The organism is Sporosarcina sp. SAFN-015 (assembly GCF_059415085.1).
Window position 1 is genome coordinate 429,275 of record NZ_JBPFDR010000001.1, and the last position, 15,248, is coordinate 444,522.

Here is a 15,248-nt window from a genome sequence, read left to right on the forward strand (position 1 = left end):
TACTATGTTTGAAGGGATTGAATCCAATGTCCGAATTGACGCATTTCAACGAGCAGGGACGCGCTAAGATGGTTGACGTTTCCGATAAGTCGGTGACGACAAGAACCGCCATCGCCGCTTCTTCCATCATCGTGAATGAAACGATCCACTCCCAAATTACGGAAGGGACGAATAAAAAAGGCGATGTCTTCGCCGTCGCCCAAGTCGCTGCAATTATGGCTGCGAAAAATACATCTTCCATCATTCCGATGTGCCACCCGCTCGCCCTTACCGGCGTCGACGTCCGCTTTGAATGGCAAATCGACGAAGCAAAGGCGCATTACGAAGTGCTCATCGAAGCCGAAGTGAAGACGAAAGGCCTGACCGGCGTTGAAATGGAAGCATTGACCGCCGCTTCTGCAGCAGCCCTCACGATTTACGATATGTGTAAAGCGGCCGGCAAAGAGATGGTCATCGGCCAGACGATGCTTTTGAAAAAGACCGGCGGAAAAAACGGCGATTTCGAACGATCTCCGATGGAATGAGAACTTTTAGGTTACTTCCGATGCTTCGTCAGTTCATGCACGATATGATGAAGCTCCGGAAGGATCAGTTTTTCCATCGCCAATTTCACCGCTTTCGACGATCCCGGCAATGCGAATAAAACATGTTCGTCGATCGACCCCGCAGTCGCTCGGCTCAGCAACGCCTTTGACCCCACGTCTTCCGTGTAGCTCAAGAACCTGAACAATTCCCCGAATCCATCGATCGTCTTCGTGAAATACGGCGTCACCGTCTCAATTGTGACATCGCGGAAGCCGATTCCTGAACCACCCGTTATAATGATTGCTTCAATTGAGGAATTGCCTAGCCATTCCTCCACGTTTCGAGCGATTTCCACCGATTCATCCGTACAAATCCGGTAATCCTCAATATGGTGACCTGCATCCTCAGCCATCTGGATGATCGTCCCCCCGCTTTTATCCGTATCTTTATCCCGCGTATCGCTCACCGTCAAGACGGCGATGGCGATCGATTTCTTTTTTTCATTATCCGTAAGATTCGACATCCAATCCACCCCCTATTAGCCGAAAAATTGATGGTATAGCTTCCGTCCTTGCTTCATATCTTTAAGCCCGTGAATGAGCAAACGACCGTTTTGGAATAAAACACATCGATACCCTTCCGCATGGAATTCCACGAAGAATGGCGTTGTCCGATATGTTGAACCCAGTCGTTCCGCCACTTGCACTCCGTCCGCGACAGACAACGTCCGGCTGCTGTCGGGTATGATTTGGACTGTCTCTCTACCGCATAGGATGGCATAATGCGTTCCTTCCGGTTGATTCAATGAAGGATATGTAGGTGATTCTCCGCAAGTTTCGCAATGTTCGTTGCGGATCCGCGAAATGCCTGCTTCCACTTGTGTGTTATTCCAAACATCGAAATGCAGCAGTTTCGTCATCATCGCATTCTTATTGCCCGTCAGCCACTTCAGTGCCTCCGCGGTCTGCCTAGCGGCTACAATTTGGACAGCAGGTGCAATAATGCCAGCAGTATCGCAAGTTTCATTTACCGAAGGGAGGACTGGCAGCAGACAACGGAAACAAGCCGACCGTCCCGGGACGAATGGAAATACAGTTCCCGAACTGCCGACACACGCGCCATGAATCCAAGGAATTCCCTTCTTCCAGGCTACATCATTCATAAGTAGTCTCGTTTCAAAGTTATCTGTTGCATCCATGATCAAATCGGCATCTTCCGTAAGCTGTTCAAGCAACGGACCGTCGACATGATCAAGCACAGTCCGTATTTCGCAGTCTTGCCGAATCTCTTTTAATCTGCGTTTCGCAGCGACGACTTTCGGGACACCGTCTAGCGCGTCCTGTTCAGTGAACATTTGCTGCCTTTGCAAATTGGACATTTCCACATAATCGCGGTCAGCTATCGTCAGCTTGCCGACTCCGGCTCTGACTAGCGTCTCGGAAATAGGGGATCCGAGCGCCCCGCAGCCGATGACTATGACGTGTGCATGTTTCAAACGTTCTTGCCCTTCTTCGCCAATCGGCTTAAAAAGCGTCTGGCGTGAATATCTCGTTCCCACTTCCCCTTCACTCCCTTACATTCTCTATATCTAATTTAAGCAGGCCGCCTTCTTTGGCGGCCCTTTTATCATGAAGGTGTAATATCACTGAAAGTACCGACATACCGCTCGACTTCACCCGCATCGTTTTTAACGGCATTGATTGTCAACAGTTCCAAATATTCCGTTCCGTCTTTTCGCTTGTTCCAAATTTCACCTTGCCAAGACCCCTCTTCACCAATGATGCTCCACATAGTAGTGTAAAATTGCTTGGATTGCCTTCCGGAACTGAGGACATTCGGATTGCTGCCGATCACCTCTTCTTCAGTATAGCCTGTAAGTTGTGTAAATGCAGGATTTACTGACAATATTGTACCATTCGGACTCGTAACAAGAATCCCTTGTCCTGTCGAATCAAAAACTTCCTTTGCAAGCGTCAACCGATCCATATAATACAGCCAGATGACGAGGACAAGGCTCACTAGCGCGACTTGGGAAAAAGCCATGAATCCGATCGAATAGGAACCTGTGATGGAATGGATTGTTGCAAGCAAGAGTGGAGGGAAAAATCCGCCGAGTCCACCCATCATGGAAACAATCCCGTTCACAATCCCTGCTTGTTTATTGAAATAGAATGGGACGAGCTTGAAGATGACACCGTTGCCGATCCCCGCCATAGCCGCAATTAAGATGCTGCCGACTGTATAGAGACCGATGCCAGGCGAGAATGCCAAGACGATCGCCGCCAACGTCAGTCCTGCGAAAGCGCCCATCAATAGGAACAACGGCTGGAATCTATCCGCAAGCCAACCGCCTACAGGACGAAGCAATGTCGCCACGACAATGAAACCTGCTGTCCGCATACCTGCATCGACTTTTTCCAATCCAAAATACGTTACAAGGAAATTCGGCAGGAACACTGTAAATGCAACGAACGAGCCAAATGTGATGAAGTAGAACAAAGAGAAGAACCATAGCTTTTCATTCTTATAGACGCCTTTGATCTGTTCAACAATCGGAGTTTTAATCTTTGTTTCTTGCTTATCGCCGAAAATGAAGTTCAAGACGGCAAAAATGAGCAATAGCACCAAATAGAGTTTAACGGTCATTGACCATCCGATTTGCGTCGCAATGACGGGAGCGGCAAACGTCGATACTGCTGTACCGATATTCCCCATCCCGTAAATTCCGTTGACGAGTCCGTGCTTCTCTTTCGGATAATATTTCGGCAAGGATGTTACACCTACCGAGAATACGGCTCCCCCGATTCCGAGGAAAGTTCCCCCGATAATGAGCCCGGTGAATGAAGACGTTTCACTTATGTAAAACACCGGGAACAGAAGGAGGATGAAGCTGATCATGAAGATGATTCTTGCTCCGAAAATATTTGCATAGTATCCTAGAGGAATCCGTAAAATGGATCCCAACACTACTGGGACGGCTGTTACGATTGCCAGTCTTTCAGGCGGAATGGAGATATCCTCTGTAATGAATGGCAAGAGGGAGGAAATCAATACCCATACCATGAAACCGACTACTAAGTTAGCTGTTTGTAAAGGTAATTGGATTTTTTTATTCATGTAAATCAGTCCATTTCTGAAAGTAGTGAACTACTTTAACCATTGGCTCATAGGCTTACCGACAATCAAATGATGGATGTGTACAGTTCATTGAATAGCTGATCCTGCTCCGTAATCCGAAGCGTGTTGATAACCATCGGGAAGACGATCGACTGTTCCTTTACGAAGTGGATCGTAATCACTTCAAACGCTTCACCGGCATCCTTGACGACGTCCTTCATTTCCTGCAAGGACAATTCTTCAAGATTCCCGCGTGTATGATGGAGGAAATGGCCGATATACGCATCGATCTCTTCATGTTCCTCTTCTAGCGCCAGGATTGGGCCTTGCTCATCTCCGATATATTTTGATAGCATCGGAAAAAGGAACTCCTCTTCTTTCTCCGTATGATTTTTTAGCGGATCGATAAATTCAATGATAAGTTTTCGCAACGTCTGCAAAGCTTCCCTCGCTTCTTCCGCATTGTAAATATCCCTCTCGAAACCAAGGACGATTGCATGCCAGCCATCCATTAAATAAGACAAATAATTATGTTCGTTTTCGAGCACCCGCAATGCAGGCAGTTCAAATTTGAATTGTTTCGCTGTCGTCAAACTTTGCACCTCCTGTTAGAAGTTCAGGAACTTCTTGCGTAATGCATATTCCACAAGCTCCGGCCTGCTCTTCAAATCCAATTTTTCCATGATCTTCGATTTATGCGCCTCAACTGTCTTGACGGAGATATACAGCATTTCTGCAATCTCCTTATTCCCATAGCCTTTCGCGACTAACGGAAGGACTTCGATTTCCCTTCTCGAAAGGATTTTATAAGGATCCGTTTCGGCTTCATTGAAATCCTTTGTTACGAATTGACGCACGAGAGAGGTCGCCATCGAAGGATGGATGTAAGTCCCCCCGTCATATACAGTTCGTAACGCGGAAAGCAGTTCTTCGTCGGGAGAGTTTTTTAATACATACCCGGAAGCTCCGTTTTTCAATACATGGAAAAGATATTCTTCGTCATCGTGCATTGTCAGAATGACGACTTTCGTTTCAGGAAAATCCTCTTTAATTTTCCCTGTGGCAATCAAACCACTCTCCCCGGGAGGCATGCTCAAATCCATGAGCAAAATGTCTGGGCGATGCTTCGCCACTAGTTCATACGCTTCCAATCCATCAGCGGCGGTCGCTACGACTTCCATATCGTCTTGATAATTCAAAATGTGCATGAACCCGCTGCGGACGACCGCATGATCATCTGCAATGATGATCTTCAATCGTCAACCCCTCCTTTAGCAATCGGGACTTCCAATTGGATGACCGTCCCTTTCCCGATCTCGGAACGGATTTGAAGGCGCCCTTCAACAAGTTCTGCACGCTCATTCATGCTATAGAGACCTAAACCCGTACCTTTCGGATCCGTATTTTTCAGCTCGAATCCTTTTCCTTCATCCATGATCAATAAATGAAGCAACCCTTCCGTTTCGTACAAGCGGACAACCATTTCATCGACATCTGCATATTTTAACGCATTGAATACAGCTTCCTGGCAGATCCGGTAGACGACCGTCTCGATTTCGCCTTCATACCGTTTTGATTCGAGCTCCGGATTAAAATGGATGACGAGTCCGTAATTTTTTTCCACCCATTTGAAATGAGTACGGAAAGCCGCCTCCAGCCCTAAATCATCCAGAGTGGCAGGACGCAGCTCGACGGATAGGTGGCGAATGTCATCCAATAACCGCATGAGCGAACCTTCTGTTTGCTGCACTTTCTTCAAAACATCCTCTTCGATATTCATATATTTCAAGACACGTAAATCGACTAACGAGCTAAGCATTTCCTGTGCTACGCTGTCATGAAGCTCCCGGGAAAGCCGCTTCCGCTCGTCCTCTTGAGCTTTGATCACTCGTTTCATCATCAGTTTCTGATTCAGTTCTTCTTGTGTCTTAATTTGCTGCGTCAAATCTCTCAGCATGAAGACCCGGGTTCCCGTTTCTTCATCAATTGTCTGGATGCTTCCGGTATAAGGGATGAGTCCCCTGCCTTTTGTCTCGAAATACACTTGGAAGGAGCTAATATCCTCATCCGGATTAGACATATAGCAAGAGACGCAAGTCCGTGGTTCATCTGAGCTTGTAAAGCCTTTGCATACTGTGCAGATGGCTTTCGTGCTGCCCGCCATCATTTGGTCATAAACATCTTTATCGATGATTTCTTCCGCAGCGGAATTCATCGCTAGCGTCTTCCCTTGCCGATCGAAGAAGAAGATGGCTTCATCGGAATTGCCGTAGAGTTTCATTAATAAATCCGACAAATGCATATTACTGTTTCGACTCATCCTTCACCATCTCCTTATTGTAAAATGGGCCGAATTCCGTCCCGATCTCTTGCCGGAACTGCCCGAACTGTTCTTCGGTCAGCTGCCCGCCAGAACGGTATCCGACAAGCATGACGCCTTTCACACGATTGTCTTGATAGAGGGGGATCGCTCCTAAACTTTTGAGCCCTTCAATAGAAACAATCGGATAATTGAATAGGTCGCCTGCACTCCATTCTTCATCTGCATCTTTGACATACATCGGCTTGCCCGTCTTAAAGACAATTCCTGCTATCCCTTTACCCGATTGCAATGTAATGCGCCGATAGCGCTCGCTGCGATTTCCCGTCACATACACCCATCTCAATTCAAATCGACGTTCCGGCGATTGGACGAGCGCTATGCCAACGAAATCGAATCCGAATAATTCTTTTAAACGCTCAATCTCTTGCTCGTAATTAAATCCCGACCGTTCTTTCATCACCATTGCTCCCTATGGAAAACCGTTTATCTTTTGCCTGTTTTTACAGGCGATCTTCTATACAGAATATAGCTCCTGCCGACATAATTCAATGGCACGCTCCATACGTGGACAAGTCTTGTGAACGGCCACATCGCGAAAATGAGGAAACCCGTCAAAATATGCAGCTTGAATGTCAATGGAACGGGAGCCATATACCCTGCTTCAGGCCTGAAGATCAGCAAGGATCGGAACCAAACCGAAATGGAATCACGATAATCGAATCCTGGGTTCAAGTTATTCGTCACTAAAGAAGCATAACAACCGATAAATACGATGAATAGAAGTAGGCAGTTGACGATGATGTCAGAAGCCGAGGAGAGCTTCCGTACATTCCGGTGGGTAATACGCCGTGCTGTTAGGATCAGCATTCCGGCAAGTGTGACGACGCCGAAAAATCCCCCGCCCCAAATTGCTCCCATATGATACATATGGTCACTGACGCCAAGCGCACGCGTCCACTCTTTCGGTATGCCAAGACCCGCAACATGCCCGAGAATAACGGGAATAATACCGATATGGAAAAGCAAGCTGCCGATCATCAGTTGTTTCTTCTCGATAAATTCACTCGACTTTGCGGTCCATCCAAACTTGTCGTGCCGATACCTGAAAATATGGCCTACGACGAATACTGCCATGCAAATATAAGGGAAAATCACCCACAAAAATTGGTTACTCATTGGCAGGAACCTCCTGTTGGATACAAGACTTGAATACCTCCCTCATCCCTTTGATGAGGTGGAAGTATGGGCTCTCATACTTTTCAAGAGCCTTCATCAAATGATAGGATCCGTCCTCCAACACAGCCAACAGCATGGAAAAACTTTGTTGGGCACGAGGATCCCCTCTCCATTCCGCTGCATAGATGAATTCACACATGAGCGGAAGTAAATCCGATAATTCATTATCCGGCATGACAAGCCCGAACATTTCGTAAAGCACTTTCAACCGGGCTAGCATTTGCCCGCGTTCCTTCGAGTCTTCATATTTCACATAGGTCATAAAAAGCGTACAATCTTTTTGAAAATCAAACGTATTAATATACATCTCTTGAATTTCTTCTAGACTATGTTCATGCATTAAATCCCAATAACGCTTTACTTCGGGATAGGAGGGATCGGAAGAGTCGATCGACTCTTCCAATACCGACGGATGATATGTGATTTTTTCCGGGTAGGACAACTGGCTGGCGAAAAAGCCAAAGACGCTTTTTTCTTCGTATAAGCGGTCTAGATTAATCACGCCAGATCCCTCCATAGAAGTTTTCTTCGTAAATCTCCTTGCCTGTTTTTCCTGGGGAGACAGGTCCGCATCCGTCACAATCGGTACCGCCCACCATCGAGTAGCTGAATTGGTTTTGTGTAATGCTTTCGCCATATGTGCCCATCTGTTCGTTATAACCAGCAGATCCTTGTGAACGATAGACGTTCATCGTTCCTTCCTTATGGGAAGTCGGGATAACGAAGCGATCTTCGTATTTCGCAATTGCGAGCAATCGATACATTTGCTTCGTCTGTTGGGCCGTCAAGCCGACACGGTCAAGTCTGGATTCGTCAAATTCCTTGCCGGACGAAACTGCACGCATATAGGAGCGCATCATCGCCATTCGCTGAAGTCCTTCTTTCACGGTTTCCGTATCACCTGCCGTTAGCATATTTGCCAAGTATTGAATCGGAATTCTCATCTCTTCGATTGCAGGGAAAATCATATCAGGATTTTTAATTGAATCTTTTCCTTCAAAGTAGTTCATGATCGGGCTTAGTGGCGGCACATACCAAACCATCGGCAATGTGCGGTATTCCGGATGAAGCGGGAATGCAAGTTTGTATTCGATCGCCAGTTTATAGACCGGTGAATTTTTCGCTGCATTGATCCAGTCCTCTGAAATGCCATCTTTCCGTGCCTGCTCGATCACTTCAGGATCATTTGGATCGAGGAATAAATCGCATTGCGCCTTGTACAAGTCTTGCGGATCTGGAGTTGATGCCGCTTCAAGCACACGGTCAGCGTCATAGAGCAGAACGCCCAAATAGCGAATCCTTCCTGTACACGTCTCCGAGCAGACTGTCGGCAAACCGGATTCGATGCGCGGGAAGCAGAATGTACATTTCTCCGCTTTGTTCGTTTTCCAGTTGAAATATACTTTTTTGTAAGGGCAGCCCGTCATGCAATAACGCCATCCGCGGCATGCTTCCTGGTCGACGAGCACAATGCCGTCCTCTTCCCGCTTGTAGATCGCTCCAGCAGGACAGGAAGCGACACAGCTCGGGTTGAGGCAGTGTTCACAAAGACGAGGCAAATACATCATGAATGCTTGCTCGAAATTGAATTTGACTTCTTCTTCAATTTTTTCGATGTTCGGATCTTTTGGACCGGTAATATGGCCGCCAGCCAACTGGTCTTCCCAGTTCGGCCCCCACTCCAAGTCCATATAGTCTCCGGAAATGACTGATTTCGCACGTGCAACTGGCGTATGTTCGCTTTCAGGAGCCATCGTCAACTTTTCATAGTCGTATGTCCACGGCTCGTAAAACTCTTTGATTTCCGGCATATCCGGATTGTAGAAGATTTTCCCTAATGCGATTTTCGAAAGCTTCGAACCTGATTTCAATTCAAGCTTTCCATTTCGTAGATTCCAGCCGCCTTTGTAAATTTCCTGATCCTCCCAACGTTTTGGATAACCGATGCCCGGCTTTGTCTCCACGTTGTTGAACCACATATATTCGGCGCCTTCCCGATTCGTCCATGCCGTTTTGCATGTCACGCTGCACGTATGGCAGCCGATGCATTTGTCCAGATTCATGACCATTGCTACTTGTGCTTTAATTTTCAAGCCAGTTGACCTCCTTCATCTTGCGGACCGCCACGTATTCATCACGCTGGTTTCCGATCGGTCCGTAATAATTGAATCCGTAACTCAGCTGAGCATAACCGCCGACCATTTGTGTTGGTTTCATATGGATACGAGTCGGTGCATTATGGCTTCCGCCCCGCTCCTCCGTAATTTCAGAGCCTGGAACTTGGATATGCTTATCTTGCGCATGATACATGAACATCGTGCCTTTAGGTATTCTGTGACTGACAACGGCCCTCGCTGTCACGACACCGTTCCGGTTGTACACTTCAAGCCATGCATTGTCGTCGATGCCATGCTCCTTTGCGTCGAGATCAGAAATCCAGACGGTCGGACCTCCACGGAACAACGTCAACATATGCTGATTATCTTGGTACGTCGAGTGGATGTTCCACTTGCCGTGCGGCGTCAAATATCTGAGGACGAGTGCATCCTGTCCGCCAACAATCGGTTTATCCCGCGGACCTAATACCATCGGCGGCAATGTCGGCTTGTAAACCGGCAATGATTCTCCGAAATCCATGAACAATTCATGGTCAAGATAGAAATGCTGTCTTCCCGTCAACGTCCTGAACGGCACGAGCCTTTCAATGTTCGTCGTGAATGGCGAATAGCGTCTGCCCATTTTATTCGAGCCGCTGAAGACAGGTGTCGGGATGACTTCTCTCGGCTGGGCTGTAATATTGGCAAATGTGAACCGTTCCGCTGCCCGGTCTGCTGAAATATCCTTCAGCTCTACGCCTGTATCCTGTTCTGCCGCTTCGAAAGCACGTTGTGAAACGCGTCCGTTCGTTGCGGATGAAAGGGTGAGCATCGCTTCCGCTGCATTTTTCGCCGTATACAATTTTGGCAAGCCGTCCTTGATCGTTCCGTCTGTGTACACGCCATTAATGCCTTTCATTAATTCATACTCTTCCGCAACCGAGAATGAGACGCCGTGAGCGCCCACTTTTCCAGTAGCAAGCATTGGACCGAGCGTGATGTACTTGTCATACACCTTCGTATAATCACGTTCGACAATTGTCATGCCCGGCATCGTCTTGCCTGGAATCGGCTCGACCTCTCCTTTTTTCCAATCCTTCACTTCCCCGTAAGGTTGAGCGATTTCTTGCATAGAATCATGTCCGAGCGGCGTTGTCACTAAGTCTTTGTAGACACCAGGCAAATGTGTTTTCGCCATTTCAGCAAACGATTCGGCAAGTGAACGGAAAATATCCCAGTCTGAACGCGATTCCCATAGCGGATCGACAGCAGGATTGAAAGGATGGACGAATGGATGCATATCGGTTGAGGATAAATCCACTTTTTCGTACCAAGTCGCCGCTGGCAATACGATATCGGCGTATAATGGTGTTGCTGTCATCCTGAAATCGAGTGCTACGAGAAGGTCCAGCTTCCCTTCCACTTCATCGCGCCAAACGATTTCTTCCGGCTTCATATCTTCATTCGGCTGTGCAATCAACCCTGAGGAAGCCCCGAATAGATGCTTCATGAAGTATTCCTGCCCTTTCGCGGAGCTCGAAACGAGGTTCGAACGCCAAACGAAAAGTGATCTTGGGAAGTTTTCCGGTGCATCCGGATCTTCGATAGCAAAATTGAGTTTACCGGTTTTCAATTGATCGACCATATATTTTGCGATTTCTTCGGTCGTCGTGTTGCCCGCCTGTCGTGCTTCCTCAGTCAACTGCAAGCTGTTCCTGTTGAATTGAGGATAGGATGGCAACCATCCAAGTCTTGCGGCAAGCACATTGTAATCCGCTGGATGTTCATAACGCGATTTCTTACCTAGCGGAGATGCCAATGCACTTGTGCCGCCTTCTTCGTATTTCCATTGGTCTGTCGCAAAATAGAAGAATGACGTTGCGTTTTGCAAACGTGGAGGAGCTTGCCAGTCTCTAGCAAAAGCGATTGTGCTCCATCCTTCGATCGGACGGCATTTTTCCTGTCCGACATAATGCGCCCATCCGCCTCCGTTGTTTCCTTGTGACGCAGTAAGGGTAACTAGATTAAGTATGGCTCGATAGATCGTGTCGCTATTGAACCAGTGATTGATGCCTGCTCCCATGATGATCATTGAACGTCCGCCTGTATCCAAGGCGTTCTGTGCAAATTCACGAGCGATCTGGATGACGAGCTCCGGTTTGACGTTCGTCACTTTTTGCTGCCAGGCAGGCGTATAAAGTGAGTCTGTATCATCGTAGCCTTTTGCATCCCATTTGCTGCCCGATCTTCTAATTCCATATTGGCTCATCATGACGTCATATACAGTTGCAACAAGTCGCTCCGTGCCATCCGCAAATTTTACTTTCTTCGCAGGAATTGCACGTGTGAAGACTCCATTCCCCGCATTATCGAAGTAAGGGAATTGGATTTCTCTCCATTCAGCGCCTTGGTCAAGTACAGATAACACCGGATCCACTTTCGTTCCATCTTCGTTTTCAAGGATCAGGTTCCATTTTGCATCTTTTTCCCAGCGTTGCCCCATTGTCCCGTTTGGAACGATGATTTCATTTTTCGCACCATCAATGATGACCGGCTTCCATTCGGCGTGTTCGCTCTCCTGTCCTAAATCGCTCGCACGTACGAAGCGCCCTGCTTTGTAAGCATTGTTATGCTCATCAAGCGTAATGAGGAATGGCATATCCGTATATTGCTTCGCATAATCGAGGAACATCGGTTCTTTCCGCTGTTCATAAAATTCATCCAAAATGACATGGGTCATCGCTTGAGCAACCGCTGCATCAGAGCCAGGGTTCGGCGCGATCCAGTCATCTGCATGGACGACGCTTTCCGCATAATCCGGTGCGACGGATACGGTTTTCGTCCCTTTATAACGGACTTCTGTCATGAAGTGCGCATCCGGCGTCCTCGTCAACGGAACGTTCGAGCCCCACATGATAATATAGCCGGCGTTGAACCAGTCGCTAGATTCCGGAACGTCTGTCTGCTCGCCCCAAATTTGCGGTGAAGATGGCGGAAGATCCGCATACCAATCGTAGAAGCTCAACATTTCCCCGCCTAACAGCGATAGGAAACGCGCGCCCGACGCATAGCTGACCATTGACATCGCAGGAATCGGCGTAAAGCCCGCAATACGGTCAGGTCCATATTTCTGGATAGTGTAAATCAATTGAGCGGCTATCAAGATTTTCGCATCGCGCCAATGGATTCTCACATGTCCGCCCTTGCCGCGCGCTTTCTTATATTCAGCAGTCTTCGCAGGGTCTTCCACGATACTTGCCCACGCCTTGATCGGATCTTTATGTTCTGAAAGCGCCCGGCTCCACATACGCCACAACTTCCCCCGTATGTATGGATATTTCACCCGCAACGGACTGTACTCGTACCATGAGAAGGATGCTCCCCGCGGACAACCCCTCGGCTCGAATTCAGGCATGTCGGGACCACATGAAGGATAATCGATCTGCTGGTTCTCCCACGTAATAATTCCGTTCTTCACAAACACTTTCCAGCTGCAGGAACCGGTACAGTTAACGCCATGCGTCGTGCGGACAACTTTGTCATGGGACCACCTTTGGCGATACATATTCTCCCAATCCCTGCTTTTCTCTTCGAGTACAGACCAGTTTCCAGAATAACGTTCAACCGGTTTGAAATACTTCATACTAAACTTGTTCATGGACATTGAATATTTTCACTCCTTTAATCAGAATGACGTGCAGATAGGGGAAATCGACATACCTACCTTTACCTTATACCCTTAATGTTATAGATTAATCGGAATAGTTCCATTAGGGTTTTCCCTATATCCGTCCAGGTAATCCACTAATTTAAAAAAAAAGCCGCCGTTTTGGCAGCTTTTTTAATTACAACGCTTTCGCAACTCGCTCAAACAAAACGTTATTCTCAAGATGCACATGTTCAAATGTATCTTTTTCAAGCTGCTCAAGCCTTGCATAAACGAGTCGATATGTTCCGCAAGCCCCTTCTGGAGGCGTAAAGTTGTCAGTAATTTCCCTTAGTTCATAAAGCAGGCGCCCCGCATTGTCATGCTCCGCTTCCAGCTCAGATACGTGAGTCTTCAATTGCTCTTTCACTTCGGCAGTCGGATTATTTAAAAACTCTAGAATAAGAGGGAAAACATTTTGATCTTCATCAAACGTGTGGTTCAGCAACTCTTCGCGCAACGCTTTGAAAATCTCTTGCACTCGCAGTAAATGCGGATGATTTTCACCATGCACCCGGGCTACCTTCGTAATATAAGGCGCAAGCATCGGCAGCTCCTCACGCAAGCTTTCATGATATTTCTCCTGAATATAGGCGATCAATGTCTTTTCCCCAAATGAAGAAGCTTCCATGCTCAGACGGTTTTCCCGTTTCTCTTCTATTGAATGGATGCTGTTTAAAACTTCTAAAGGATTCAAGTTCCGCTGCTCTGCCGCATCCTTCAATGGAATCTTTCCGCCGCAACAATAGTCGATGCGAAGACTTCTGAACAAGTCTGCGCTTTGAGGCAATGCCGTGACAATATCCGAGACGCGAGTATCGATGGTAAGTGAAGACATAATGAATTCCTCCCCGAATTTTCTTTTCGATTTACATGTTAATGAATGGACTGCGGAAGCGATATTAGGGAATTGCCTATTTCCCTTCCGTCTACTCCATCATAGATGACTCTTCGAGCCTAAGATGTGATGTATATCACAGTTTTACAGGTGTCATAAATTGTTCAAAAAGGTTAGAGGGTTCATTCACAATAGAAATAACTGGTATACTACTTTTAATAAATAGACTTTTAAAACGGGGGATTTTAGGTGTCACTTCAATTTATTAACGCGGAAAAGAGAATTCATGATTCTGTCGTTTTCCCTTCATTTGATTTATCAATCGACTTAGGAAAAGTCGTTGCCGTCTATTCGAGCGTCAATGTGCGCGAGCAGCTGATTGAGCTATTGCTTGAAAAATCCAAGCTATCGAACGGCGAAATACGTATTGGGGACAGCGGCATTTCAGAAAACAAAACAAAAATCGGTTTTTACTTTCTTCATGACGGACTATATGAACGTTTATCAGTGGAGGAAATGGTACGTTTCACAAAACAGCTTTATACATCAAATCAATCCATCGAGGACGCTATTCAGACTGCTCAATTGGATTCAAAACGCCGTGTAAAAATAAAGAACTTGTCCTTTTCGGAACGAAAACGAGTTCAACTTGCCCTTTTACTAATGCAAAACCCAACTATTTGCATTTTCGAGGAACCTGATCAAAATATTGATTTGGAATCAAAACGGATTTTCATTTCTGTTCTTCAAAAACTCAAACTAGACGGTCGCAGCGCATTCATTTTGACGGGAAATATGGAAAGCGCTGTAACAGCTGCCGACGAAATCTTCCGTTTGGATGAAAACGGACTGCATCCAGTACATACTGCAACGGATGAAGATAAAGAAATAGAAGATTCACCAACCGCGGCCGAATCGATCGTACCTGTCCGATTAGAAAAGATACCAACGAAGGTTAATGAAAAGATTGTTTTATTTGACCCACCTGAGATCGATTATATTGAAAGCAATGAAGGACAATCCTTTTTGCATATTAAAGGAGAAGCCTTCCCTTCTGTTTCTACGTTGAATGAATTAGAATCACGACTACTCCCATTCGGTTTCTTCCGTTGCCACCGTTCGTACATTGTAAATTTGCAGAAAGTGCGAGAAGTCATCACTTGGACGAGGAACAGCTATAGCCTTGTTTTGGATGATGCCGAAAAATCGACAATACCATTGTCAAAAACAAAGATGGTGGAGTTAAAAGAGATGCTTGGCATATAAATTTGTAGAAAATTGTATTATTTCCCCGGAAATATTTTGACAGTATCCGACGTTTCAGCTCGGGAAATACTCCGTTCATGACACGGAGCGGAAAATCCACATTTAAATACGGTTCACTCACGGTGGAATTTGCTCTACTCA

The 15,248-nt window shown here is 46.6% G+C and carries 14 protein-coding genes; 2 read left to right on the forward strand and 12 right to left on the reverse strand.

Going from position 1 to position 15,248, the window contains the following annotated elements; all coding sequences use genetic code 11:
• The first annotated feature begins 26 nt into the window (after nucleotides 1-26).
• A complete protein-coding gene (gene moaC, locus ACR65H_RS01950; RefSeq protein WP_440498373.1) occupies nucleotides 27-524 on the forward strand; it encodes a cyclic pyranopterin monophosphate synthase MoaC in 498 nt (165 codons plus the stop codon).
• An 11-nt stretch (nucleotides 525-535) separates the two neighbouring features.
• Here the strand turns inward: moaC and ACR65H_RS01955 are convergent, their stop codons facing one another.
• From ACR65H_RS01955 to ric, 12 genes are all read right to left on the reverse strand, one after another.
• The gene (locus tag ACR65H_RS01955) at nucleotides 536-1,048 is read right to left on the reverse strand and encodes a MogA/MoaB family molybdenum cofactor biosynthesis protein (protein ID WP_440498374.1); all 513 of its coding nucleotides are present in this window, start codon (nucleotides 1,046-1,048) and stop codon (nucleotides 536-538) included.
• 15 nt (nucleotides 1,049-1,063) lie between these two features.
• Nucleotides 1,064-2,083 (reverse strand): ThiF family adenylyltransferase, encoded by a 1,020-nt coding sequence (locus ACR65H_RS01960; RefSeq protein ID WP_440498375.1) that lies wholly within the window; start codon nucleotides 2,081-2,083, stop codon nucleotides 1,064-1,066.
• A gap of 68 nt (nucleotides 2,084-2,151) precedes the next feature.
• A complete protein-coding gene (locus ACR65H_RS01965; protein WP_440498376.1) occupies nucleotides 2,152-3,642 on the reverse strand; it encodes a nitrate/nitrite transporter in 1,491 nt (496 codons plus the stop codon).
• A gap of 65 nt (nucleotides 3,643-3,707) precedes the next feature.
• On the reverse strand, nucleotides 3,708-4,235 hold the full coding sequence (locus tag ACR65H_RS01970; RefSeq protein ID WP_440498377.1) for a hemerythrin domain-containing protein: 528 nt from the start codon (nucleotides 4,233-4,235) through the stop codon (nucleotides 3,708-3,710).
• A 15-nt stretch (nucleotides 4,236-4,250) separates the two neighbouring features.
• Complete coding sequence (locus ACR65H_RS01975; RefSeq protein ID WP_440498378.1) at nucleotides 4,251-4,898, reverse strand: response regulator; 648 nt, start codon at nucleotides 4,896-4,898, stop codon at nucleotides 4,251-4,253.
• On the reverse strand, nucleotides 4,895-5,962 hold the full coding sequence (locus ACR65H_RS01980; protein ID WP_440498379.1) for a sensor histidine kinase: 1,068 nt from the start codon (nucleotides 5,960-5,962) through the stop codon (nucleotides 4,895-4,897). The genes ACR65H_RS01975 and ACR65H_RS01980 overlap by 4 nt, the downstream gene beginning before the upstream one ends.
• Complete coding sequence (locus tag ACR65H_RS01985; RefSeq protein ID WP_440498380.1) at nucleotides 5,946-6,422, reverse strand: GAF domain-containing protein; 477 nt, start codon at nucleotides 6,420-6,422, stop codon at nucleotides 5,946-5,948. The genes ACR65H_RS01980 and ACR65H_RS01985 overlap by 17 nt, the downstream gene beginning before the upstream one ends.
• Before the next feature lie 26 nt (nucleotides 6,423-6,448).
• Nucleotides 6,449-7,141, reverse strand: a complete 693-nt coding sequence (gene narI, locus ACR65H_RS01990; RefSeq protein WP_440498381.1) for a respiratory nitrate reductase subunit gamma — start codon at nucleotides 7,139-7,141, stop codon at nucleotides 6,449-6,451.
• Nucleotides 7,134-7,703, reverse strand: coding sequence for a nitrate reductase molybdenum cofactor assembly chaperone (gene narJ / locus ACR65H_RS01995; protein WP_440498382.1), 570 nt, complete (start codon nucleotides 7,701-7,703; stop codon nucleotides 7,134-7,136). The genes narI and narJ overlap by 8 nt, the downstream gene beginning before the upstream one ends.
• Nucleotides 7,696-9,294, reverse strand: a complete 1,599-nt coding sequence (gene narH, locus ACR65H_RS02000) for a nitrate reductase subunit beta (protein WP_440498383.1) — start codon at nucleotides 9,292-9,294, stop codon at nucleotides 7,696-7,698. The genes narJ and narH overlap by 8 nt, the downstream gene beginning before the upstream one ends.
• Nucleotides 9,284-12,955, reverse strand: a complete 3,672-nt coding sequence (locus ACR65H_RS02005) for a nitrate reductase subunit alpha (protein ID WP_440498585.1) — start codon at nucleotides 12,953-12,955, stop codon at nucleotides 9,284-9,286. The genes narH and ACR65H_RS02005 overlap by 11 nt, the downstream gene beginning before the upstream one ends.
• A gap of 187 nt (nucleotides 12,956-13,142) precedes the next feature.
• Entirely contained in the window at nucleotides 13,143-13,841 is a 699-nt protein-coding gene (ric, locus tag ACR65H_RS02010; protein WP_440498384.1) for an iron-sulfur cluster repair di-iron protein, read from the reverse strand.
• Nucleotides 13,842-14,090: 249 nt separating this feature from the next.
• Between ric and ACR65H_RS02015 the strand changes: the two genes are divergently transcribed.
• Entirely contained in the window at nucleotides 14,091-15,107 is a 1,017-nt protein-coding gene (locus tag ACR65H_RS02015; protein ID WP_440498385.1) for a LytTR family transcriptional regulator DNA-binding domain-containing protein, read from the forward strand.
• Nucleotides 15,108-15,248: the final 141 nt, after the last annotated feature.